Source organism: Bifidobacterium pullorum subsp. saeculare (assembly GCF_016899725.1).
Lineage (GTDB): Bacteria > Actinomycetota > Actinomycetes > Actinomycetales > Bifidobacteriaceae > Bifidobacterium > Bifidobacterium pullorum_C.
This window is the reverse complement of record NZ_JACLYU010000003.1, coordinates 35,800-58,944: the sequence shown is the minus strand read 5'-3', so window position 1 is coordinate 58,944 and position 23,145 is coordinate 35,800. Positions and strand designations below refer to the sequence as shown.

Genomic DNA, 23,145 nt, shown 5'->3' with positions numbered 1-23,145 from the left:
CGATGGCTGGGGACACGGGGTTCCGTCGCACGGCGCCGCGGCAGAACGACGATCAGGGCATCGTCGCGTTGGTTGCGGACGACCTCGCCCGGGGGCTGACGGTGGACGGCATCGCCCGCAGGCGAGGCTTGCCCCGCGAATTCGTCCGGATGGCCGTCGGCCAGGCCGTGGCCGACGGCCGCGTGCGGCTCATCGAGCTCACGCCGCGGTTCTCCTGCGGCGAGTCGGTGTGCGCGCCCGACCCGGAGTCGCTGGTCTGCGCCGGATGCCCGTTGTTTCCCCGGGAGTCGCGGGCTCCCCGTTCGCTGCGCGCGCGTCTGGCGGACGTGTTGCGCGCCGTCAGGCGTCGCGCAGCTGGGCGGCGATCCTGATGGCCTCGACGCTCGCCTCGGCCTTGTTGCGGGTCTCCTGCCATTCGTTGGCGGGCACGGAGTCGAGCACGATGCCGGCGCCGGCCTGCACGCTCGCCTCGTGGCCGCGCAGGAACGCGGTGCGGATCGCAATGGCCATGTCGAGGTTGCCGGAGAAGTCGAAGTAGCCGACGGTGCCGCCGTAGATGCCGCGGTCGGCGGGCTCCAGCTCGTCGATGATCTCCACGGCGCGCGGCTTGGGGGCGCCGGAGAGGGTGCCGGCCGGGAAGGCGGCGGTGAACACGTCGAAGGCGCTCACGCCGTCCGCCACCTCGCCGGTGACGGTGGAGCAGATGTGCATGATGTGGCTGAAGCGTTTGATGTCCATGAGGCGCACCACGTCGACGGTCTCGGGCTTGCACACGCGCGACAGGTCGTTGCGGGCCAGGTCGACGAGCATGATGTGCTCGCTGCGTTCCTTTGGGTCGGCGAGCAGCTCCGCGGCGAGGCGCTCGTCCTCCTCGGGGGTGGCGCCGCGCGGGCGGGAGCCGGCGATTGGGAAGCTCATGGCGTGCCCGTCGTCCACCTTGATGAGCGTCTCGGGGCTGGAGCCGATGATCGCGAAGTCGCGGCCCTGCGCGTCGGTGAGCGCCATGAAGTACATGTACGGGCTGGGGTTGAGGGTGCGCAACACGCGGTACACGTCGAAGGGGTCGGCGGGCGAGTCGAGGTCGAGGCGCTGGGAGATGACGGTCTGGAACACGTCGCCGTCCACGATATGCCGCTTCGTGGCCTCGACGGCGCGTTCGAAGTCGGCCTTGGGCGTGCGGAAGCGCAGCTCGGGCTGCGGTGCGGCCGCGTCGAGCACGGAGACGCGCGCCTCGCCGGCCACGGGCGCGGCGGCGGCGCGCTGCATCCGTTCCATGCGGGCGACGGCCGCGTCATAGGCGTCGTCGGCGCGGGTGGGCCGGTCGTCCACGTTCACGGCGTTAGCGATGAGCCATAGCGAGCCGGAGACGTGGTCGACGACGACGATGTCAGTGGCGAGGGCCAACGCCATCTCGGGCTGACCGGTCTCGTCGGGCGCCTCGGCGCGCAGCGTCGGCTCCCAATGGCGGATCGCATCCCAGCCGACGGAGCCGACAAGGCCGGAGGTGAGGTTGGGCAGCCCCTCGACATGCGGCGCCTTGAGCGCCTTGAGCGTGGCGTGGGCGACGTCCACCACGTCGCCTTCGGTGGGCACGCCCGCGGGCACGGCGCCGCGCCACACGGCCTGACCATGGGCGTCGGCGGTGAGCTGGGCCATCGAGTGGACGCCGATGAAGCTGTAGCGGCTCCAGGTGCCGCCGTATTCGGCCGATTCGAGGATGAACGTGCCGGAGCGTCCGCCGGCCAGGCGTTCGTAGAAGCCCACCGGGGTGAGACTGTCCGCCAGGAGGCGGCGCACGATGGGCACGACGCGGTACCCTTCGTCGGCGAGCCGGTGGAACTCCTCCCGGTCCGGCCAGGTCTGGCCCCATTGAAGATGTTCGACGCTGCACGACGTTGCCATGGCGCGCTCCCCCTTCGTTCGATGCTTGGCTGTGGATGCCTTCACGCGGTGTGTGATTCGCCGGGCCGGTGGCCGACGACGGCGGGCAGCGGCCCGCCCTCCTCGAAGCAGGAGCGCTTGCCGGTGTGGCAGGCGGCGCCCACCTGGTCGACCTCGACGAGCAGCGCGTCGCCGTCGCAGTCGAGCGAGACGGCCTTGACGTACTGCGCATGGCCGGAGGTGTCGCCCTTGCGCCAGTACTCCTGGCGGGACCGCGACCAGAACGTGACGCGTCCGGTGGTCAGCGTGCGGCGCAGCGCCTCGTCGTCCATATAGCCGACCATGAGCACCTCGCGGGTGTCCCACTGCTGGACGACGGCGGCCACCAGGCCTTTGTCGTCGCGCTTGAGCCGGGCGGCGATGCGGGCGTCCAGCGCCGGGGCGCCGTCGGAATCGGTGATGTCGGTCATCGTATGCCTCGTATGGAATGGATGGTTTGGAGGGGAAACGTACAGGAGCGCGGGCGCCGGACGGCTCAGCGCACGGTGTGGCCGGCGCGGCGCAGCTCGTCCTTGACCTGGCGGATCGTGAGCTTGCCGTAGTGGAACACGGAGGCGGCGAGCACGGCGTCCGCGCCGGCCGCGATGGCAGGCGGGAAGTCGCTGGCCTTGCCGGCGCCGCCGGAGGCGATGATCGGGATGCTCACCTCGCGGCGCACCGCGCGGATCATCTCCAGGTCGAAGCCCTGCTGCGTGCCGTCGGCGTCCATCGAGTTGAGCAGGATCTCGCCCGCGCCTAGCTCCTCGGCTCGTTTGACCCACCAGATGGCGTCGATGCCGGTGGAGGTGCGCCCGCCCATCGTGGTGACCTCGAAGCCGGAGGCGGTGTGCTGTTCGCCGCGTTCGCGCCGCGCGTCCACGGACAGCACGAGCACCTGGTTGCCGAAGCGGTCGGCCACACGGCTGATGAGCGTGGGGTCGTTGATCGCGGCGGTGTTGACGCCCACCTTGTCCGCGCCACAGCGCAGCAGCGAGTCCACGTCCTCGGGGGTGCGCACGCCGCCGCCGACGGTCAGCGGGATGAAGACCTGTTCGGCGGTGCGGCTGACGACGTCGATCATCGTGTTGCGGTGCGAGCTGGAGGCGGTCACGTCGAGGAAGGTGAGTTCGTCGGCGCCCTGCCGGCAGTATTCGGCGGCCAGCTCCACCGGGTCGCCGGCATCCCTGAGGTTCTCGAAGTGCACGCCCTTGACCACGCGTCCGGCGTCCACGTCCAGGCAGGGGATGACCCTCACCGCCAGCGTCATGCCGACCTCCTTGGATTGCAGAAAGTTCCTGGGTTGTCTTCGCCGCCTTAGCGTAGCGGCAGCGGACGGCCGTTAGGCGTCGCATGTCCACATACGGGAACGCACCGCCGCCCGCACGGGGGCCGCGGTCAGGCGGCGGCGTCCCCCGTCCCGCCGACCAGATGGGCCACGGCTTCGAGGGCCAGGCGGTAGCCGAACAGGCCCATGCCGGTGATGGTGCCGGTGGCGACCGGGGAGATGACCGAGCGTTTGCGGAACTCGTCGCGGGCGGCGGGGTTGGAGATATGCACCTCCATCAGCGGCAGGCCGGCGTCGCGCACCATGTGCGCGGCGTCCGCCAGGGCGTAGGAGTAGTGGGTGAAGGCGGCGGGGTTCATCACCACGGGCGTGCCGTTGTCGGCGGCCTCGTGCATCCAATGGATCATCTCGGCCTCGTCGTCGCTTTGGCGCACGACGGTCTCGAGGCCCAGCTCGGCGCCCCATTGGTGGCACAGTTCGCGCAGCGTGCCGAGGTCCTGCCTGCCGTAGACGTCGGGCTGGCGCACGCCGAGGCGCCCGAGGTTCGGACCGTTGACGACGAGGACGGTGGTCATGGCTGGTTTCCTTTCCATCGATGCTTGGGGGTTCAGTCCGTGGGCTGGATGCGCTCGAAGGCCTCGCGCACCGCGTCGGCCGGCGGGTCGTCGAGGTGGATGGCATGGCCGGGGCGGTCGAGCACGACGAAGCGCAGCGTGTTGCCGCGGGCCTTCTTGTCGCGGTGCATGAGCGCGAGCACGGCGTCGAAGTCGCCGCGCCATGCGGTGGGCAGGCCGAGCGAGGCGAGCAGCTCGCGGTGCCGGTCCACCAGGTCCTGGTCGATGTAGCCCAGCAGGTGGGCGAGTTCGGCCGCGTACACCATGCCGACGGCGACGGCGTTGCCGTGCCGCCAGCTGAAATGCTCGATCTGTTCGATGGCATGGCCGAGGGTGTGCCCGTAGTTGAGGAATTCCCGCAGTCCCTTCTCCGTCAGGTCGGCGGAGACATGGTGGGCCTTGACGCGCACGGTGCGTTCGATGAGCTCGGCCACGACGTCCTCGAGTCCGGAGCCGAGGAACGTGGCACCGTCGAAGCCGCGCAGTTCGGCCGCATGGTCGGCGAGGATGCCCAGGATCGCGGTGTCCATGATGAAGCCCGACTTGGCGACCTCGCCGAGTCCTTCGACGAAGATGTCGCGCGGCAGGGAGCTCAGGCAGGTCAGGTCGGCGAGCACGCCGGCGGGCGTGTGGAAGGCGCCGACGAGGTTCTTGCCCTGGGGCATGTTGACGCCGGTCTTGCCGCCGGTGGAGGCGTCGACCATCGCCAGCAGGGAGGTGGGGCAGTTGACGTAGCGCACGCCGCGCATCCAGGTGGCGGCGATGAAGCCGGCCACGTCGGTGGCGGCTCCGCCGCCCAGACCCACGATCGCGTCGGACCGGGTGAAGCCCTCCTCGCCCAGGCGCTGCCACAGGCTGTCGGCCACGGCGACGGTTTTGCCGGCCTCGGCGTCCGGGATGGTCAGCTCGCGCACGTCGTAGCCGGCCTTGCGCAGCAGCGTGCGCGCCCGGTCGGCGTGCCGCTGCACGGGCTGGGTGTGGATGAGCGCCACCTTGGCCGGCCCCTCCCCCAGCACGTCGGCCAGATGGTTGAGCGAGCCCTCGCCCACGACCACGTCGTAGGGTTCGATGGCCGCGCCGGTCACATGGATGCTGCGTTCCTCGATCATGTCGATCACCTTCCTTGCGGCGCCCAACGGCGTCAGTCCCTTCGTGCGCACCCTCACGTTCGCGACGTCGCGGAACACGGGGTCGCGTTCGCGGTACAGCTTCTTCCAGCGCGCGTTCGCGTCGCCGTCGAGCATCGGACGGCCGCCGCCGCGCGCGGCGCGTTCCATCGCCTCGGCCGGGTCGGCCATGAGGTAGACGACCTTGCCGCCGGCCTCGGCGTACCGGGCCAGCTCCGCCTGGGTGGAGGGGGTCATCGGGGCGCCGCCGCCGAGCGAGAAGACGCCGTCGAAGGAGACGAGCGTGCGGGCGATGACATCGGCCTCCACCTCGCGGAACGCGGGCTCGCCATGCCGCTGGAAGTAAGCGGGGATCGTCATGCCGACCTCGTGTTCGATGGCCACGTCCGCGTCACGGAACGGCAGGCCGAGGAGCTTGGCCACCTCCTTGCCCACGCGCGTTTTGCCGGCGCCCATCATGCCGATGAACACCACGGCCGGCCGCGCGGGACGGGCCGCCCCGGCCCGGCGCCTGCGAGACTGGCGGGACGGGCGTCTCCTGCCCCCGCTCACCGCATGTGCTCCGGCCACGAGGCGAGGTAGGTCTCCATGTTGCGGCGCGTCTCGGCCACCGAGTCGCCGCCGAACTTCTCGAGCACGTACCGGGCGAGCACCAGGCGCGCCATCGCCTCGGCCACCACGGCGGCGGCGGGCACGGCGGTGGTGTCGGAGCGCTGGTTGATGGCCTGCGCGGCCTCGCCGGTGGCGGTGTCCACGGTCCGCAGGGCCCTGGGGATGGAGGGGATCGGCTTCATCGCGGCACGCACGCGGATCGGCTGGCCGTCGGACATGCCGCCCTCGATGCCGCCGGCGCGGTTGGTGAGCCGGCTGATGCGCCCGTCGGGGCCGGGCACCATCTCGTCATGCGCGGCGGAGCCGGGACGTTCGGCCTCCAGGAAGCCGTCGCCGATCTCCACGCCCTTGATGGCCTGGATGCCCATGAGGGCGCCGGCCAGCGCCGCGTCGAGGCGGCGGTCGGCCTCCACATAGGTGCCGATGCCGGCGGGCACGCCGTAGGCGATCACCTCGACGACACCGCCGACGGTGTCGGCCGTGGCCTTGATCTCGTCGATGCGGGCGACCATGCGCGCCTCGGCGGCCTTGTCGAGCGTGCGCACCGGGGAGGCGTCCAGGGCCTCGCGGTCGTCAGGCGTGGGCAGGGCGGCCTGGTCGGCGTCCTCGACGCCGGCGCCGCCGATGGACACGACATGGCTGATGGTGCGGATGCCGCAGGCCTGTTCCAGGAACCGGGCGGCCACCTCGCCCAGGGCGACGCGGCTGGCGGTCTCGCGGGCGCTGGAGCGTTCCAGAACGGGGCGGGCGTCGTCGAATCCGTACTTGCGCATGCCCGTCAGGTCAGCGTGGCCGGGGCGCGGGCGCGTCAACGGCGCGTTGCGGCCTTCGCGCGGCAGCTCGTGGTCCAGCGGATCGGCGCTCATGACCTCGGTCCACTTGGGCCATTCGGTGTTGGCGATCTCGATCGCGACGGGCGAGCCGAGCGTGGCGCCATGGCGCACGCCGCCGAGCAGCCGGACCCGGTCCTGCTCGAACTTCATGCGGGCGCCGCGGCCGTAGCCGAGGCGACGGCGGGCCAGCGCGCCGGCGATGTCGCCGGTCGTCACCTTCACGCCCGCGGGCAGGCCCTCGATCATCGCCACCAACGCCTCGCCGTGGGATTCCCCGGCGGTCTGCCAACGCAACATATGCCCTATCGCTCCTTCTTCGGTTTCTCAAGCGGTCGACTGGTGGCTAATCTTACCGGTATGCCGTACTTGCTCTGTTTGCCGGGTCTGCTATGTGGGCTGGCGGTCGCCGTCTCGGACGTGCGCCGCCGCCGGGTGCCGCGCGTGGTGGTCGCCGTCGGCTGCGTGGCGCAGCTGGCGGCGAACCTGGTGTGGGGCGCCGTGGCGAACGACTTCTTCGTGGTGCTGCAGGCGCTGTTGTTCGCGGCGTTGTGCGCGCTGGTGCAGCTGGCGCTGGCCTTGGCCAAGCCCGGGGCTCTGGGGCTCGGGGATGTGACGGCCACACTGATGCTGGGCCTGGCTGTCGGCACGGGCGGGCTCATGGCCGTGGTGCTGTGGTGGCTGCTCATGGGTCTGGTAGGTCTGGCGTTCGTCACGCTATGGCTGCGCTTCGACCCCCAGCGGCGCACGCCGTATGCCGGCAAGGCCCCGTTCGCGCCGGTCATCGTGGCGGCGGCCGCGGCGGCCCTCGCGCTCGCCCCGCTGCTGTGAGACGGCGGCATGGCGGAGCGGGCCCGTCGGTCAGTTCGCGTTCTCGTTCTGCGTCTTGTACTTCTGCACGAGTTTCTCGAAGTCGGCGTCGTTGTCGGTGAACTCGGTCTCTCCCGTGGACAGGTCCGTGGTCACGAAGTACAGCCAGTCGCCCTCGGGCGGGTCCAGCGCGGCTTTGATCGCGTTGTCGCCGGGGTTGGAGATCGGCGTGGGCGGCAGGCCCTTGCGCTGGCGTGTGTTGTACGGGTTGGACGCGTCGGAGAGCATCTGGTCCGTCAGCTTGCTCGGCGCCACGTCGTTGCCATAGGCGACGGTGGAGTCCATGCCGAGGGTCATGCCCTTGTCGAGCCGGTTGAGGATCACACGCACGACCTTGCCGTAGTCGTCGGGCTGGTTCACCTCGGCCTCGGCAATGGAGGCCATGTTGAGGATCCGTTCGCGCTGGTCGCCGCCGGGCACGCCGAGTTGGTCGAGCTTGGCGATGCGACGGTCGACCATCTCCTTGAGCAGCGCGGAGGCGTTCTTCGCGGACTTGGCGTCGTACTGCCCCGGCTCGAGCCATCCCTCGAACTTGCCGCCGGCCTCCGCGGGCAGAATCCCCTGGCCTCCGCCATCGACGATGGCCTGGAACGCGGCCAGATCGATGCCGGAGAGCTCGGCCGCGTTGGCGATGACGGCCGAGACGCGTTCGCCGGCCTTGACATCGAGGAAGCCGGTGGCCTTGGACTGGTCGGAGAGGATGGCGAGCACGGAGGCGGCGTCCATATGCATGAACAGCTCGAAGGTGCCGGGGTAGAGCACCGTGCTCGGGCCGGAGGCCACGGAGATGAACGCGGCTTCGGATTTGACGATGCCGGCCGCGGCAAGGCCCTTGGCGATGCTGACGACATCCTCGCCCTGGCGGACGGTGAAGGAGACGGGGTCGCCCTCGGTGCCGGGCTTGTAGTCCTGGATCTGGCTGGCCTGCTGCGCGCGCTCGTTGGCCTCGCGCAGGCTCACGACCTTGCGATAGCCGAGGAAGGCGCCGACGATCACCGCCACGACCAGCACGACGGCGATGACAATCGCGAGCGTGTGCTGGCGATGACGCCGCTTGCGGCGCGAGCGCATTTCCCTGCGGGATTTCGGAGGCACCGGCGGCGCCGGCGTGGGCGCCTCGCCGGTTCCGGTGACCTCCTGCGCATGCTCTTCGAAGAAATCGTTGATGCTTTCTGCCACGTGATGCTCCCTGTCACTGCTCCCTGGAGTCCAACGCGGACTGCAGAATCACCACCGCGGATTGCTGGTCCACGGCGGGCCTGTGGCCTCGTTCCGCGCCAATCGCCTGCCTGAGCTGGCGGTGTGCGCTGACCGTCGTCAGCCGTTCATCGACCAATTGTACCGATGGCGCCTGCGTCAGGGGGGTCTCCCCCGCCCCGATCATGGCGTCGATGCGTTTGGCGAGGTTCGCGGCCCAACGCCGCGCCTTGCGCGCGCTTTTGCCTTCCTCCCCGCTCATCAGCAGCGGCAGGCCGACGACGACGTGGTCGACGGCCTCGTCTTCGATGACGCCGATCACGTCGTCCAGCGCGCGGAAGGAATCACCGTACGCCGGGATGTTGCCGATGGGGTGTGCGAAGGTGAGCTCCGGGTCGGACAATGCAAGTCCGACCCGGGCGTCACCGAGGTCCACTCCGAGCCAGGTCATGCGGCTCAGGCCTTGAGCGCCTCGGCCTCGAGCGCGGCCAGCGCGTCGTCGATCCTCGACGCGTCGGCGCCGCCGCCCTGGGCGAAGTCCGGCTTGCCGCCGCCACCGCCGCCGAGGATCTTGGAGGCGCCGCGCACCAGGTCGCCGGCCTTGATGCCGGCCTTGCGGGCGGCCTCGTTCGTCGCGACGGCGACCATCGGCTTGTCCTCGGCGTTCACGCCGGCGAGGGCCACGACCACCGGCGCCTGCTCGCCGAGGCGGGAACGGATGTCGAGCACGGTTTTGCGTAGCGCGTCGAAGGAGCCGAAGGGGCCCACGTTCTTCACGGCGATCCTGACCGGCTTGCCGCTGGTCTCGGCGGCCTTGACGAGCTCGGGCACGGCGGCGGCCAGCTGGCCCTCGTACATGGCGGCCAAGCGGCGGTCGGACTCCTTGAGCTTGGCCAGCAACGTGTTGACGCGCTCGGCCAGCTCGTCCGGACGGGCGTTGAGCTTGTCCGACAACTGGGAGACGAGGGCGTGCTCGCGGGCGTGGTACTCATAGGCACCCTGGCCCACGACGGCGTCCACGCGGCGCACGCCGGAGCCGATGGAGGCCTCGGACATGATGCTCACGGCGCCGATCTTGCCGACATGGTCGACATGCGTGCCGCCGCACAGCTCGCGGCTCCAGCCGTCCTCGCCGATGGACACGACGCGCACGATGTCGCCGTACTTCTCGCCGAACAGATGCATGGCGCCCAACGCGATCGCGTCGTCGAACTTCATCTCCTGGGTGGTGACGGCCAGATTGTCACGCAGCTTGTCGTTGACGCGGGCCTCGACGGCGCTCATCACGCCCTTGGTCGGGGCCTTGGACCACTGGAAGTCGAAGCGCAGGCGGTTCGGGGCGTCCTCGGAGCCGCGCTGCGTGGCCTGCGGGCCGAGCTCCTCGCGCAGCGCCTTGTGCACCATATGCGTGGCGGTGTGCGAGCGGGCGATCGCGCCGCGGCGGGCCAGGTCGATGTTCGCGGAGACCTCCGCGCCCACAACCAGCGTGCCCTCGGTCAGACGGCACTGGTGGACAATGAGGTCCTTGATTGGCTTCTGCACGTCGTCGACCTCGAGCACCGCGCCGTCGTCGGACAGGATCTCGCCCTGGTCGGCCAGCTGGCCGCCGGCCTCCGCGTAGAACGGGGTGCGGTCGAGGATGACCTCGATGGTGGCCGGGCCGGTGACGGCGGGCACGGAGCCCTTGCCCTCCTGCATGATGCCGATGACCCGCGCGCGGGCGGACATGTCGGTGTAGCCGAGGAAGTCGATCGGCTTGGCGAGCGTCTTCTTGAAGTCGTCGTAGACGGACAGGTCCACGTTGTGACGCTTCTTGAGCGCGTCGGCACGGGCGCGGGACTTCTGCTCGGCCATGAGCTCGCGGAACTTGGCCTCGTCCACCTTGACGCCCTGGTCGGCGGCCATCTCGAGCGTCAGCTCGATCGGGAAGCCGTAGGTGTCGTGCAGCGTGAAGGCGTCGGCACCGGAGACGAGCTCGGAGCCGTCCTTCTTGGCCTTCTCGACGGCCACGTCGAGGATCGTGGTGCCGTTCTCGAGCGTGCGGCGGAACGCGTCCTCCTCGCCGTAGGCGGATTCGGACACCTCGTGGAAGGTGTCGTTGAGCTCGGGGTAGCTGGCCTCCATCGCGGCCTTGGACACCGGGAACAGGGTGGGCAGCACGGCGTCCTGCACGCCGAGCACGCGCATGGCCTGCACGGTGCGGCGCAGCAGGCGGCGCAGCACATAGCCGCGGCCGTTGTTGGAGGGGCGCACGCCGTCGGACATGATCATCAGGGCCGAGCGCACATGGTCGGCCACGACGCGGAACTTGACGTCCATCGCCGCGTCCTCGCCGTAGGTGCGGCCGGAGAGGCGCTGGGCGGCCTCGATGACCGGGAACACCTCGTCGGTCTCGTAGATGTTGTTCTTCCCCTGCATGAGGTAGGCGAGGCGCTCCAGGCCGGCGCCGGTGTCGATGTTCTTGTGCTCGAGCTCGCCGACGATGTGCAGGTCGGTCTTCGACTTGACGTTGTCCACCTCGTAGTTCTCGAACACGAGGTCCCAGATCTCGATGTAGCGGTTCTCGTCGGCGATGGGGCCGCCCTCCTTGCCGAAGGCGGGGCCGCGGTCGACGTAGATCTCGGAGCAGGGGCCGCCGGGGCCGGGGCCGCCGGTGGTCCAGAAGTTGTCCTCCATGCCCATGATCTGGATGTGCTCGGGGTCGACGCCCTCGTTGCGCCACAGGGCGCGGGCCTCCTCGTCGTCGGTGAAGGTGGTCATCCACAGGTCCTCGGGGTCGAAGCCGTAGCCGCCCTGGTCCTGGGGCGTGGTGAGCAGCTCCCAGGCGTAGTGGATGGCCTCCTCCTTGAAGTAGTCGCCGAAGGAGAAGTTGCCGAGCATCTGGAAGAAGGTGCCGTGGCGGGTGGTCTTGCCCACCTCGTCGATGTCGAGGGTGCGCACGCACTTCTGGTTGGAGGCCATGCGCGGGTGCGGCGCGGTCTGCTCGCCCATGAGGTAGGGGATGAACGGCACCATGCCGGCGATGGTGAACAGCGTGGTCGGGTTCGGCGAGATCAGCGACGCCGACGGCACGATGAGGTGGTCGTGCCTGGCGAAATAGTCAAGGTAGCGCTTCGCGATTTCAGAAGTGCGCATGGGGTGGTTGGCTCCTTGGTCGGATGGGTGTTCGTTTGGGCGGCGCCGCGCATGGCGGCGCCTGGATTGCAGGAAGAAGTCGTCTCAGCGGGCGGCGCGGTTGGCGTAGCGGCGGTTGAGCTCGTCCTCGCGGGCGCGGCGGGTCTCGTTGAACTCGGCGATAAGGCCGGAGAGCGTGCGGACGGCCACATGGTCCTGGTCGGGGCCGAGGAGGAACTGGCGGGCCTTGTCCGGGGTGTTGGCCTTGACGTAGGCCTGGGCCTTGGTGACGGCGAGCACGCCGAGGGCGACGCCCACGCCGACCCAGAACAGTCGCTTGAGCATCAGGACTCCTTGGGCTCGGTGCCGGCGCCCGCGCCCTTCCGGTTGAGGAAGGAGAGGGCGGTGGACTTGGCCGCGTAGACGGCGGAGGCGATCTTGATGACGGGCTTGCCGAGGAACGAGCCGTACAGATCGGTCAGGGCGCCCACGTTCGTGGCGGTAGTCGAGGCCGCCTCGGAGATTTTGTTGAGGTCCTCCAGCGACTTGTTGACCTGACGCACGGTGGTCACGCCCTCGTCGAGGGCGGGGATCGCGTGCTCGCCCGATTCACGGACCGTGTCGGCGATCTGGTCGAACAGCTTGCCGAGCCTGATCAGCGGGTAGATCAGGAACCCGGCGAGCACGGCGAAGGCGATCGCCGCGATGAGGCCTGCGATCTGGCCAACATCCATAATGCCTCCCTAGTCACACAGTTACCCGCACCACAGTAACACCCGCGGGCTATTTTCGTGGACGGTCAGCGGTTGTAGGAGACGATGGACAGGGCTTGGTCGAAGGGTTTGGCGGTGTCGAAGTCGAGGACGGTGACCGAGCCGTTGGCCGGTCGCTCGCCCAAGTCCAGCTCCGGGCCGCCGAAGCGGTGGGCCAGGGACAGCAGTGTGTTGCCATGGCTGATCTGGAGGACGTCGTCGCCGTCGTGCAGGCCGGGGTTGGCCGCGATGATCGCGAACGCGCCCTCGACGCGCTGCCAGTATTCGGCGTCGGATTCGGCGTCGTGGAAGGGATCGGCGTCCTTGAGCCAGTCGCGCGTGGCGGCCAGCCCCGCCTTGGCGACAATCTCGTTGTAGGTCCTGCAGCCGTGGGGCGCGCCCGCCGCGAACCAGGCCATGGACATGTCGAGGCCTTCCCAGTAGCCGTAGCACTGCTCGCGGAAGTGCATGTCCGCGACGAGCCGGGGACGGGCATGGCCGGCGGCCTCGTTGATGTCCAGGATGCGTTCGGCGGTCATCTGGGCGCGCGTCGTGTCCGAGCAGTAGGCGGCGGCGAAGTCGATGCCGGCGAGCTTGGCGCCGGCCTTGGCGGCGTCGGCGAGTCCGGCGTCCGTCAGCGGCGAGTTCGACCATCCCTGGAGTCGGTTGTAGCGGTTGAAGAAGGTCTGCCCGTGGCGGACCAGATGCAGATGGAGGATCATGCGGCCATTCTACGTGCCGCCGGAATCATTCCCGCGGATGGCGCGCGCTCCGCTCCCCCGCCGTTACGATGGAGCCATGAGTAGTTTTCTGGTGCGTTGGCTGGTGCTGACGATCGCGGCCGGCGTGGTCGTGGCGTTGCTGCCCGGATTCCATGCGGTGGGCGACCCCGCGATTCTGGGCGTGGCGGCGTTCTCCCTGTTCCTGGCGTTGATCAACGCCTCCGTCAAACCGGTGGTCCAGCTGCTGGCGCTGCCGTTCACGATCCTGAGCTTCGGCCTGCTGTATCTGGTGATCAACTGGCTGTTCATGGAGCTGGCGAGCTGGCTGGCGGTGAGTCTGTTCGGCGTAGGCGTCGCCATCGACGGCTTCCTGTGGGCCGTGCTCGGCTCGCTGGTCATGTCCATCGTCTCCGGCATTGTCGGCGGCATCCTGGGCGACTGAGCGCCCGGCCCCGCCGTGGGCCGGATAGCGAAGACCCCGCGGGGCTCGCGCCTCGCGGGGTCTTGCTGTATGTCCTTGGATGGTGTGACTCCTCCGTCGGGGAGGAGGCGGGCCCGGATCAGCGGGCGTAGAACTCGACCACGTACTGGATGTTGACCTGGACCGGGATGTTCTCCGGCTCCGGCTTGCGCACCAGGGTGGCCTTCAGGGACGGCAGGTTGACGTCCAGATAGCCCGGGACGGCCGGCAGCACGTCGCGGTGCACGCCCTCGGCCGCGGCCTGGAAGGGCTCCATGGTCTGGCTCTTGGCCTTGACCTGGATGGTCTGGCCCGGCTTGACGCGGTAGGACGGACGATCGACGATGTTGCCGTCGACGAGGATATGGCGGTGCACGACGAACTGGCGGGCCTGGGCGGTGGTGCGGGCGAAGCCGGCGCGCAGCACCAGGTTGTCGAGGCGGGACTCGAGGTCGGTCATCATGGCGTTGCCGGTCTGGCCCGGCACGCGGGTGGCCTTCTCGTAGGCGGCGCGCAGCTGCTTCTCGGAGATGCCGTACTGGGCGCGCAGACGCTGCTTCTCGCGCAGACGCACCGCGTAATCGGACTCGGTGCGGCGGCGGTCATGGCCGTGCTCGCCGGGAGCGTACGGGCGCTTCTCGAAGATGCGCTGGGCCTTGGGGGTCAGGGCGATGCCGAGGGCGCGGGAAAGGCGCACCTGGCGGCGAGCACGCTGAACGTTGGTCATTGATGTGTTCCTTTGGTTGTTTTCTGTCGTTGTCTGAACGGAACGCCGGCGGCGTGTCGCCACACCGGGGGCGCTGAGCCGGGCCTCTCCAACGCTTCGCTGTGATGACTCACAAACGGCTGGGTCCCGCAGGACCATGGCCGCCGACCCGTTGACGGGCTAAGGCTCCAGACGATGCATGCCGGATGGCACGCACCGAAGAACATACCCTACCGCCTCCCCCGGACGCGCCCGGTGCGCCGGGACGTCCGGCCCGCCGGCTCACAGCTTCTCGATCGGAGCCACCTTGAGCATGAGGCGCTTGGTGCCGCCGGTGCCGAAGTCGACGGTGATGACGGACTTGGCGCCTTTGTCCTCCAGGTCCACGACGGTGCCCAGGCCGAACTTGTCGTGCGTCACCTTGTCACCGACCGCGAAGTCCGCGACCGTCAGCCCGTTGTCGCGTGCCATGGCGCCGGACGCGCCCGAGGCGCGCGGCGTGGTGCGGCGCGTCGTCACCTTGCCGCCGCGCGTTCCATAGGACGTCCCGGAGCCGTACGCAGATCCGGAGCCGTGGCGCCGGCCGGACGAGGAACGCGAGCCATAGGAGGAGCCGCCGTACGAGGATGAGCCGCGGGACGTTCCGCCGCGCCGCCCGCCCCCGTAGGAGGAGCCGCCATACGAGGAACCGCCGTAAGTGGACCCGCCATACGAGGAGCCACCGTAGGGGGACCCGTAGGAGCCGCCGAACGCGGAACCGGAGGAGAAGTCGTCGTCCCAGCCGCCGAACTCGTCGTCGAAGGCGTCCGAGGAGGTACCCCAGCCGCCGCGCATCCGTTCGTTCGAGGTCTCCTTGCGCCGCCATTCGATGAGGTCGGCGGGGATCTCGTCGAGGAACTGACTGGGCATCATCTCGGCGCTCTGGCCCCACTGCGACCGCACGGCGGCGCGTGTGACGTACAGGCGGCGCTTGGCGCGGGTGATGCCCACGTAGGCGAGGCGCCGCTCCTCCTGCAGTTCGCTGGCGTCCTCCAGCGAACGGGAGTGCGGGAACGTGCCCTGCTCCATGCCGGTGAGGAACACGACCGGGTATTCCAGGCCCTTGGCGGTGTGCAGGGTCATGAGCGTGACCTTGCCGGAGTCCTCGTCCGCACCAGGCAGCTGGTCGGAGTCGGCCACGAGCGCGGTGGTCTCCAGGAAGCCGCCCAGCGTGGCGTCGGGGGTCTTCTGCTCGTATTCGGCCGCCACGGACTGCAGCTGGGAGAGGTTCTCCACGCGGGAGGCGTCCTGGGGGTCCTCGGAACGCCGGAGCTCCTCCAACAGACCCGATTCGTCGAGCACCTCGGCCACCACCTCGCTGGGCTTGGCGTCGTGTTCGGCGGCGAAGGCGCGCAGTTTGTCGATGAGCTCGCGGAACGCGGCGAGCTGGTTGCGGGTGCGGGTGGGCATCGCCTCGATCTGGTCCATATGCTCGATGCCCGCGTAGAAGCTGGCGCTGTTCGCGTCCGCCCATCCGGCGACCAGCGTCTCGGCCCGGGCGCCGAGGCCGCGCTTGGGCACGTTGAGGATGCGGCGCATGTTCACGTCGTCAGCCGGGTTGACGATGGCCTGCAGATAGGCCATCGCGTCCTTGATCTCGCGACGCTCGTAGAACTTGGTGCCGCCGACGAGCTGGTAGGGGATGCCAGCGTTGATGAGTCCCTCTTCCAGGGAGCGGGACTGCGCGTTGGCCCGGTACATGACGGCCATGTCCGCGTAGCGGATACCTTCGTCGGCACGCAGCCGGGCGATCTCGTTGGCGATCCAGCCGGCCTCCTGCTGGGCGTTGTCGGCCGCGTAGCCGACGATCGGTTCGCCCTTGCCCATCGCGGTCCACAGGCGCTTGGGCTTGCGGCCCTCGTTGTTCTTGATGACGGCGTTGGCCGCGTCGAGGATGGTCTGCGTGGAGCGGTAGTTCTGCTCGAGCATGATGGTGCGGGCGTCGGGGAAGTCCTGCTCGAAGTCCTGGATGTTGCGGATGTCGGCGCCGCGGAACGCGTAGATGGACTGGTCGGAGTCACCGACGACCGTGATCCAGGCGGGCTGCGTCCGGGCAGCCATGGAGTCCGGACGGCCCTGCTGGTCGACGCCGGCGAGTTCGCGCACGAGCACGTACTGGGCGTGGTTCGTGTCCTGGTACTCGTCCACGAGGATGTAGCGGAACTTGCGCCGGTAGTACTCGGCGACCTCGGGGTGGTCCCGCAGCAATTCGACGGTGCGCGTGATGAGGTCGTCGAAGTCGACGGCGTTCGCCAGGGCCAGGCGGTGCTGGTACTCGGCGTAGACAACAGCGGTGACGGCGTCCACGTTGCCGAGGTTCGAGACGCGGTAGCCGCGCTGCCCGGGCCGGTAGTCGGGCGCCTGCTGGGCGAGCAGCGTACGCCAGGAGACGAGCTGGTTCTTGTGCTCGGAGATGCGGCCGAGCACCGAGCGCGGCGTGAAGCGCTTGACGTCGATGTTGAGGTCGGTTTCGATGAGCTTGACCAAGCGCTCGGCATCGGCCGAGTCGTAGATGGAGAAGCCGGAGGTGAGTCCGATGGCGCCGCCGTCGCGGCGCAGGATGCGCACGCAGGCGGAATGGAACGTGGAGACCCACATGCGTTGGGCGACCGGGCCGATGAGCCCCTCCAGGCGCTCGCGCATCTCGGCGGCGGCCTTGTTGGTGAACGTGATGGCGAGGATCTGGCTCGGCCAGGCGCGGAACTGGGAGAGAATCCAGGCGATGCGCCGCGTGAGCACCCTCGTCTTGCCGCTGCCGGCGCCGGCGCCGATGAGCAGGGCCGGACCGCGGTACTGCACGGCCTCGGACTGCTGGGGGTTGAGGTCGCCCACGAGCTCCTCGGCGGAGCGGGCGATGACGTCGGAATCCTGCTGCATATGGTCCTCCCCTGGTGTGCGCGTGTATCTGTCTACCACATCGCGGGGTCAATGGGACCGGGCCCATGCCTCGATCGCATCGCGCACCGTCGTCGCGTACAGGTCGCAGCCGGGCTGCGTGGGATGGATGCCGTCGGTGTTGAGCCATTCGGGATGCGCGGCGATGGCCTGGTCCCAGTCGGCCAGCGTGGCCATGCCCGGGTGGGCGGCGACCCAGGCGCGGGCGGCCTGGTTGGCGACGGGGATCCAGCTGCGGTCGCCATGTGCGGTGACGATGACGAGCACATGCCCTTCGCCGGCGGCGTCGGCGATGGCTTGGAACTGGGCTTCGGTGGCGACAGAATTCGTGTTCATCGAGATGACGACGAACTTGCCCAGGTTCCCCCGCTGCCTGGCGTCGGTCACCAGACCGGGAGCGTCGCGGATGAAGCGCGAGACGGCCGCGTCGACGGTTACGCCGGGAAACGCGGCGGTGAGCGCGCTGGCGGCGCCGAGCATCACCGAGTCGCCGAAGGCGTGGATCTGCGTGCCATCGACGGCCACATCCTGTTGTTTGCGACCCTCCTCCTGCTGGCGCGCCTGCTCGGCGGCGGCCTCGGCCTGCCGCGCCTTGGCCGCGGCGTCGGCCGCCTTCTTGTGCTTCTCCGCCTGCTCGGCGAGCATCGCCTGCTGCCGTTCGAGTTCGATCTGGAGCTTGGTCTTCTCCGGCTGGCAGACCAGACCGGCGGCGAAGCCGGCGACGAGCACGGCGGCCACGATGGCGACGACGGTCTTGCCCCGCCATTCCAGCGGCCGTGGCGTTCCCTCGCGGCTCGTCCGGCGTCCGGCGGCGGACGCCGGCGCGGCGGCCAGGGCCGGGCACTCGACGAAGCGATGGGAGACGGCGGTCATCGCGACGGTGAGCACGGCGCAGAGCAGCCAGACCACCCATATCCACCGTCCCCTGAGCCCGGGCAACAGGCAGTCTAGAAGCACCAGCAGCGGCCAGTGCCACAAGTAGATGCCGTAGGAGTACCGTCCGAGCAAGGCCAGCGGACGCCAACGGAACAGATCCTCCATCCATGAGCCGCGCGTGACGGAACCGGCGATGAGCAGCACTGTGGCGATGGTGGCCAAGGCGAGGCCTCCGCGGAAGGCGGAGGCACCCTGGCGCATGGTGACAGCCAGCACGCCCAGCGCACCCAACGCGACGGTGGCCGCCCAGGGCGCGGCCGCCCGCACGACGTGTCCCAACGCCGGGTAGTCGTCGAGGTCGGGCGCCATCGCCAGCAGATAGGCCAGCGTCACCCCGGCGAGCAGGCCGAAGACGTGGGTGTCCAGGCCGTAGTAGACCCGCGTCGGGTCCTGCCCTGGCTGGTACAGCATCCCCATGAGCACGGCGGAAAGCACGGCCAGCACGCCCACGGCGACCGGCCGCAGGCGGCGGTCGGGCAGCCGCCTGAGCCCCGCCACCAGCCATGGCAGGACCAACGCGAACTGGACGAGCACCGCCACATACCACAGCGGACGCAGCAGCTGCGGCACGGAGGCGGCGAAGTAGCTGGTGCCGCTGGCGATCTGCGCCCAGTTGAAGCAGAAGGTGAGCGCGGAAAGCCCCTGGGCGCGGATGCCGACCAACGTGTCACGGTCGATGAGCAGGCCTAGCGAGACGCAGGCCAGCACCATGAACGCCATCGCCGGCCATAGGCGCGCCAGACGGCGCACATAGAAGCGTCTGACGCCGACGTGGCCGGTGCCGTCGGACTCGGCGATGAGTCCGCGCGCCATCAGGAATCCGGAGACGACGAACAGCGTCTCGACGCCGACGAAGCCGCCCGGCAGCATGCCGGAGTCGGCGTGGTACAGGACGATGGCCAGCAGCGCCAGTCCCTTGATGCCGTCCATCGCGGCGTACCGCGCGCGCAATCGCATGGGCGGGGTCCTCCTCCCTTGGGTTTCCTCGGTCGCCATGATAGATGCCGCGGCCCGCCCCGGCATCCCGCCCGGGCACGGCGTGCCGTCAGGTTCGGGGCGTAGACTGAGCCACCTATCCGCGCACCATGTGCGTGCGGAACCAGCGATCCACCACAACCCAAAAGGGGCATCCATGCAGTTACTCGAGGATAGGATCCAGCGCGAGGGCACCGTGAAGACCGCCGACGTGCTCAAGGTCGACGCGTTCCTCAACCACCAGTGCGACGTCGCCCTGTTCGACGCGATGGGCGAGGCCTGGGCCGAGCATTTCGCCGGCAAGCGGATCGACAAGATCCTCACCATCGAGGCCTCCGGCATCGGCATCGCCTGTTGCGCGGCCCGCCACTTCGGCAACGTGCCGGTGGTGTTCGCGAAGAAGGCGCAGTCGATCAACCTCGATGGCGACCAGTACTCGACCACCGTCTACTCCTTCACCAAGCAGCGGGAGTTCCCGGTCATCGTCTCCAAGAAGTACCTCAACGCCGGCGAGCATGTGCTGCTCATCGACGATTTCCTGGCCAACGGCAAGGCGTTGCATGGGCTCATCGACCTGTGCGAGGCGGCCGGAGCGGTGATCGAGGGCATCGGCATCGCAGTGGAGAAGGGCTTCCAGAAGGGCGGCGACGAGCTGCGCGCCGAAGGCTATGACGTCGATTCGCTGGCCATCGTCGAGTCGATGGACCCGCAGACCGGCCGGATCGAGTTCCGCCACTGAACAATACCCGCCCCTGCCCGTTCCGCCATGGATGGGCAGGGGCTTCGATTGCCGATCAACCATAGAGAGGAATCATCATTCCCATGGCAGAGAAGAAGAAGCAGGGCATTTCGATGGAGGCGCTGAGCTCCCTCGATGCCCCCGTGTCGTTCTGGAAGGGCATTCCGTTCGGCCTGCAACATGTGATGGCGATGTTCGTCGCGAACCTCGCCCCGATCTTCATCGTGGCCTCCGCTGCGAAGATGACGCCGGAGCAGTCCGCCTCCGTGATCCAGGCAGGCCTGCTCGTGGCCGGCCTGGGCACCGTGCTGCAGCTGTACGCCGTGTGGCGCATCGGCTCGCGCATGCCGATGGTCACCGGCATCTCCTTCACCTATGTGGCCGCGGCCTGCGCGATCTGCGCGGACAAGGGCTACGGCGCCGTGGTGGGCGCCGTCATCGTCGGAGGTCTGCTCGAGCTGGTGCTGGGCCTGACCGCGAAGTACTGGACGCGCTTCGTGCCGCCGATCGTCTCCGCCGTGGTCGTCACGTCCATCGGCTTCTCGCTGCTCACCGTCGGCGCCGAAAGCTTCGGCGGCGGCTCCGGGGCCAAGGACTTCGGCTCCTGGCAGAACCTGACGCTCGGCCTGATTTCCCTGGTCGCCTGCCTGGCGTTCCAGCTGCTCATGAAGGGCATCGCCAAGCAGCTGTCCGTGCTGTTCGGCCTTGTCGTCGGCTATGTGGTCGCGATCGCCATGGGCATGGTCGACTTCTCCGGCTTCCAGAACCTGGCCATCGTGTCCGTGCCGCAGTTCATGCCCTTCAAGCCCGAGTTCGACTGGGGCGCGATCATCTCCCTCGGCCTGCTGTACGTCGTCTCCTCCGTGGAGGTGCTCGGCGACACCGCCACGCTGGCCAAGGTCGGCCTGGGCCGCACGCCCACCGAGCGCGAGACCGCCGGCGCCATCGCCGGCGACGGCCTGATCTCCTCGGTCTCCGGCCTGTTCGGCTGCATGCCGCTGACCTCCTTCGCGCAGAACATCGGCCTGGTGGGCATGACCAAGGTCGTCAACCGCAAGGTCATCCTCTCCGGCGGTCTGATCCTGGTGCTGGCGAGCTTCGTGCCGGCCATCGCCGAGGTGTTCAACTCGCTGCCGCAGGCCGTGCTCGGCGGCTGCACGATCATGATGTTCGGCAACATCATCCTCGCCGGCTTCCAGATGGTGGCCGAGGCGGGCTTCACGCAGCGCAACATCACGATCGCCGCGCTGAGCCTGACCATCGGCATCGGCTTCACCCAGGTGGGCGACATCTTCCAGCACTTCCCCGCCCTGTTCCAGCAGATCTTCGCTTCGAACTGCATCGCCGTCGCCTTCGTGGTGGCCGTGATCCTGGCGAACATCCTGCCGGGCGAGGAGCACTTCCTGAGCGCGCCGAAGGCCGCGAAGGAATGATAGGCACAGTCTGAGCGCGCCGAAGGCCGCGAAGGAACAGTACACAGCCTGAGCGCGCCGAAGTCTCCCGGAACCCGCGGGAACCGGCGACGCGTCCTTCAGACGGCGACGGCCGCATGCCACGCTCCGTGGCATGCGGCCGTCGCGTATTCCGGGTTCGCTCACCGCCGCCGCGAGCCCAACGACGACAGCGACCGGCGGAACGGGGCCATGGCCCGTCCGGCCGCCCCGTCGTCCAGCGTGCGCAGCAGCCGACGCTGGATCGGCACGCTCACCGCGATGGTCAGCACGTCGGCGACCGGCTGCGCCATCTGAATGCCCAGCAACGCGGGCGCGCCGAAGGCGGGCAGCACGGCGGGCAGCGCCCACACCAGCGGCACGAGGAACAGTCCCTGCCGGCACACGCCCAGCACGGAGGCCGCCAGGGTCTTGCCCATGGTCTGCTGGCTCATATTCGCCATCATGTTGAAGCCGTTGACCCACAGCGTGCAGCACTGCAGCTGCAGCGCGGTCGCGCCGATCGCGACCACGGAGGGGTCGTCGCGGAACAGGCCGACCAGCTGCGGCGCGCATGAGGCGAAGACCACTGCGGCGCACGCCAGGATCGCCGTGTCCACGCGCACACCGAACCAGAAGCCCTGCTTCACACGGCGGAACAGTCCGGCGCCATAGTTGTAGCCGCACACCGGCTGGAAGCCCTGCCCGAACCCGACGATCATCGAGTTGGCGGTCAGCCCGATACGGTTGACGATGGCCATGGCGGCGATGGCCGCGTCGCCGAACGGGTTGGCGGCCAGGTTCACGCAGGTGACCGCCACCGAACCGACGCCGTTGCGCAGCAGGGACGGCAGCCCGCCGCCGACGATCTCGCGCACCAGCAACGCATCCGGCCGGCACCGGCGCGCAGACAGCTTCACCACGCCGGCCTTCACGCACATGACGGCCAGGATGGCGAAGCTGATGGTCTGGCAGATGGCGGTGGCCAGGCCTGCGCCGAAGATGCCCAATCCGGCTCCGAAGATCAGGATCGGGGCGAGCGCGATGTTGAGCAGGGCCCCGGTGACCAGTCCGATCATCGAATAGGCGGACAGTCCTTGGAAGCGCAGCAGTCCGTTCATGGTGAACGAGCCGGTGACGCAGGGAGCCACGGCCAGCAGCGGCGCCAGATACCGCACCGCGTAGGGGGCGATGGTGTCGGTGGCGCCGAGCCCATGGACCAAGGGCGTGAGCGATGCCAGACCCAGCACGGCCACGAGGGCTCCGCACAGGATGGAGCCGAAGAAAGCGACGGCCAGCAGTCTGGCGGCGCGGGCCTCGTTGCGCTTGCCGAGTTCACGGGACAGCGAGTTACCGCCACCCTGCCCGAAGAAGAAGCCGATGGCCTGCAGCACGGTCATCACGGAGAAGGCGACGCCGATGGCGCCGGACTGCGAGGTACCCAGCCGGCCGATGAACCACGTGTCGGCGAGGTTGTAGGTGACGGTGACGAGGTTGGAGACGATCGCGGGAACGGCCAGACGCAGGATCAGCGGTCTGAGCGGGGCCTGCGTCATCTGGCGGTATTTCGCGTCGGCCTTCGCGTGCGCATCGTCATTGCTATCAGTCGTCACATGGCCCACGGTGCGCATCCTATCACCGCCGCCACGGCTTCCGGATCCGCCGCCCATGGGCCGGATCATGGGCGGCGGAGCGGGCGGAACAACGGAACGGTCAGATGTCGAGGAATTCCTTGGCGACCTTGGCCACGGAGTCGCCGTCGATTTCGGCGACGTCGGACTTGGCCTGTTCGATGCGGCCGAAGAACTGGTCGGCCTGCTCGAAGTCGAGCGGATGGCCGGCTTTCTCGGCCACGGCCATGACTTCCTGTACGGTGCCTGCGGCGGCAAGTTCCTTGACGATTTCGGTGGTGTCGGTCATGT

22 protein-coding genes are annotated in these 23,145 nt (G+C 69.0%); 5 read left to right on the top strand and 17 right to left on the bottom strand.

What is annotated here, in order from left to right; all coding sequences use genetic code 11:
- Positions 1–2: 2 nt before the first annotated feature.
- Positions 3–371, top strand: coding sequence for a peptidase (locus tag H7U32_RS02800; RefSeq protein ID WP_204467882.1), 369 nt, complete (start codon positions 3–5; stop codon positions 369–371).
- On the opposite strand, the gene H7U32_RS02795 is transcribed toward H7U32_RS02800, so the two are convergent.
- The 6 genes from H7U32_RS02795 to aroC form a co-directional block, all read right to left on the bottom strand.
- Positions 340–1,902, bottom strand: a complete 1,563-nt coding sequence (locus H7U32_RS02795; RefSeq protein ID WP_204467880.1) for a chorismate-binding protein — start codon at positions 1,900–1,902, stop codon at positions 340–342. The two genes, H7U32_RS02800 and H7U32_RS02795, sit on opposite strands and share 32 nt — an antisense overlap.
- Positions 1,903–1,943: 41 nt before the next feature.
- Entirely contained in the window at positions 1,944–2,351 is a 408-nt protein-coding gene (gene hisI, locus H7U32_RS02790; protein WP_204467878.1) for a phosphoribosyl-AMP cyclohydrolase, read from the bottom strand.
- 65 nt (positions 2,352–2,416) lie between these two features.
- The gene (gene hisF, locus H7U32_RS02785) at positions 2,417–3,187 is read right to left on the bottom strand and encodes an imidazole glycerol phosphate synthase subunit HisF (RefSeq protein ID WP_204467876.1); all 771 of its coding nucleotides are present in this window, start codon (positions 3,185–3,187) and stop codon (positions 2,417–2,419) included.
- A 128-nt stretch (positions 3,188–3,315) separates the two neighbouring features.
- Positions 3,316–3,780: a type II 3-dehydroquinate dehydratase gene (locus tag H7U32_RS02780; RefSeq protein WP_204467875.1), complete on the bottom strand. Its 465-nt coding sequence runs from the start codon at positions 3,778–3,780 to the stop codon at positions 3,316–3,318.
- A gap of 32 nt (positions 3,781–3,812) precedes the next feature.
- Entirely contained in the window at positions 3,813–5,420 is a 1,608-nt protein-coding gene (locus H7U32_RS02775; RefSeq protein WP_323804561.1) for a bifunctional shikimate kinase/3-dehydroquinate synthase, read from the bottom strand.
- A gap of 74 nt (positions 5,421–5,494) precedes the next feature.
- Complete coding sequence (aroC, locus tag H7U32_RS02770; protein ID WP_204467873.1) at positions 5,495–6,688, bottom strand: chorismate synthase; 1,194 nt, start codon at positions 6,686–6,688, stop codon at positions 5,495–5,497.
- Between the two features lie 60 nt (positions 6,689–6,748).
- On the opposite strand from aroC, the gene H7U32_RS02765 reads away from it, so the two are divergent.
- Positions 6,749–7,219, top strand: coding sequence for a prepilin peptidase (locus tag H7U32_RS02765; RefSeq protein ID WP_204467872.1), 471 nt, complete (start codon positions 6,749–6,751; stop codon positions 7,217–7,219).
- A 30-nt stretch (positions 7,220–7,249) separates the two neighbouring features.
- Here H7U32_RS02765 and mltG read toward each other — a convergent pair whose 3' ends face one another.
- The 6 genes from mltG to H7U32_RS02735 form a co-directional block, all read right to left on the bottom strand.
- Complete coding sequence (mltG, locus tag H7U32_RS02760) at positions 7,250–8,437, bottom strand: endolytic transglycosylase MltG (RefSeq protein ID WP_204467870.1); 1,188 nt, start codon at positions 8,435–8,437, stop codon at positions 7,250–7,252.
- A 13-nt stretch (positions 8,438–8,450) separates the two neighbouring features.
- Positions 8,451–8,906 carry a Holliday junction resolvase RuvX gene (ruvX, locus tag H7U32_RS02755; protein WP_204467869.1) on the bottom strand — a complete coding sequence of 152 codons (456 nt, stop codon included), beginning with the start codon at positions 8,904–8,906 and terminating at the stop codon, positions 8,451–8,453.
- 5 nt (positions 8,907–8,911) lie between these two features.
- Entirely contained in the window at positions 8,912–11,590 is a 2,679-nt protein-coding gene (alaS, locus tag H7U32_RS02750) for an alanine--tRNA ligase (RefSeq protein ID WP_204467867.1), read from the bottom strand.
- Positions 11,591–11,674: 84 nt separating this feature from the next.
- Positions 11,675–11,914 (bottom strand): hypothetical protein, encoded by a 240-nt coding sequence (locus tag H7U32_RS02745; RefSeq protein WP_204467866.1) that lies wholly within the window; start codon positions 11,912–11,914, stop codon positions 11,675–11,677.
- Entirely contained in the window at positions 11,914–12,303 is a 390-nt protein-coding gene (locus tag H7U32_RS02740) for a DUF948 domain-containing protein (RefSeq protein WP_204467864.1), read from the bottom strand. The genes H7U32_RS02745 and H7U32_RS02740 overlap by 1 nt, the downstream gene beginning before the upstream one ends.
- A 65-nt stretch (positions 12,304–12,368) precedes the next feature.
- Entirely contained in the window at positions 12,369–13,043 is a 675-nt protein-coding gene (locus H7U32_RS02735) for a histidine phosphatase family protein (RefSeq protein ID WP_204467863.1), read from the bottom strand.
- A gap of 76 nt (positions 13,044–13,119) precedes the next feature.
- Here H7U32_RS02735 and H7U32_RS02730 point away from each other — a divergent pair, with 76 nt between their 5' ends.
- Entirely contained in the window at positions 13,120–13,485 is a 366-nt protein-coding gene (locus tag H7U32_RS02730; RefSeq protein WP_204467861.1) for a phage holin family protein, read from the top strand.
- Between the two features lie 118 nt (positions 13,486–13,603).
- Here the strand turns inward: H7U32_RS02730 and rpsD are convergent, their stop codons facing one another.
- From rpsD to H7U32_RS02715, 3 genes are all read right to left on the bottom strand, one after another.
- A complete protein-coding gene (gene rpsD / locus H7U32_RS02725) occupies positions 13,604–14,230 on the bottom strand; it encodes a 30S ribosomal protein S4 (RefSeq protein ID WP_204467860.1) in 627 nt (208 codons plus the stop codon).
- A 261-nt stretch (positions 14,231–14,491) separates the two neighbouring features.
- Positions 14,492–17,125, bottom strand: a complete 2,634-nt coding sequence (locus H7U32_RS02720; RefSeq protein ID WP_204467858.1) for an ATP-dependent helicase — start codon at positions 17,123–17,125, stop codon at positions 14,492–14,494.
- Between the two features lie 48 nt (positions 17,126–17,173).
- On the bottom strand, positions 17,174–19,036 hold the full coding sequence (locus H7U32_RS02715) for an acyltransferase family protein (RefSeq protein ID WP_204467857.1): 1,863 nt from the start codon (positions 19,034–19,036) through the stop codon (positions 17,174–17,176).
- 175 nt (positions 19,037–19,211) lie between these two features.
- On the opposite strand from H7U32_RS02715, the gene H7U32_RS02710 reads away from it, so the two are divergent.
- Together H7U32_RS02710 and H7U32_RS02705 are read left to right on the top strand one after the other, a co-directional pair.
- Complete coding sequence (locus H7U32_RS02710) at positions 19,212–19,793, top strand: xanthine phosphoribosyltransferase (RefSeq protein ID WP_204467855.1); 582 nt, start codon at positions 19,212–19,214, stop codon at positions 19,791–19,793.
- A gap of 83 nt (positions 19,794–19,876) precedes the next feature.
- Positions 19,877–21,226: a nucleobase:cation symporter-2 family protein gene (locus H7U32_RS02705; RefSeq protein ID WP_204467853.1), complete on the top strand. Its 1,350-nt coding sequence runs from the start codon at positions 19,877–19,879 to the stop codon at positions 21,224–21,226.
- 161 nt (positions 21,227–21,387) lie between these two features.
- Here the strand turns inward: H7U32_RS02705 and H7U32_RS02700 are convergent, their stop codons facing one another.
- Both H7U32_RS02700 and H7U32_RS02695 read right to left on the bottom strand, forming a co-directional pair.
- Entirely contained in the window at positions 21,388–22,779 is a 1,392-nt protein-coding gene (locus H7U32_RS02700; RefSeq protein WP_204468161.1) for an MATE family efflux transporter, read from the bottom strand.
- A 157-nt stretch (positions 22,780–22,936) separates the two neighbouring features.
- Positions 22,937–23,143 (bottom strand): hypothetical protein, encoded by a 207-nt coding sequence (locus H7U32_RS02695; protein WP_204467852.1) that lies wholly within the window; start codon positions 23,141–23,143, stop codon positions 22,937–22,939.
- Positions 23,144–23,145 lie beyond the last annotated feature (2 nt).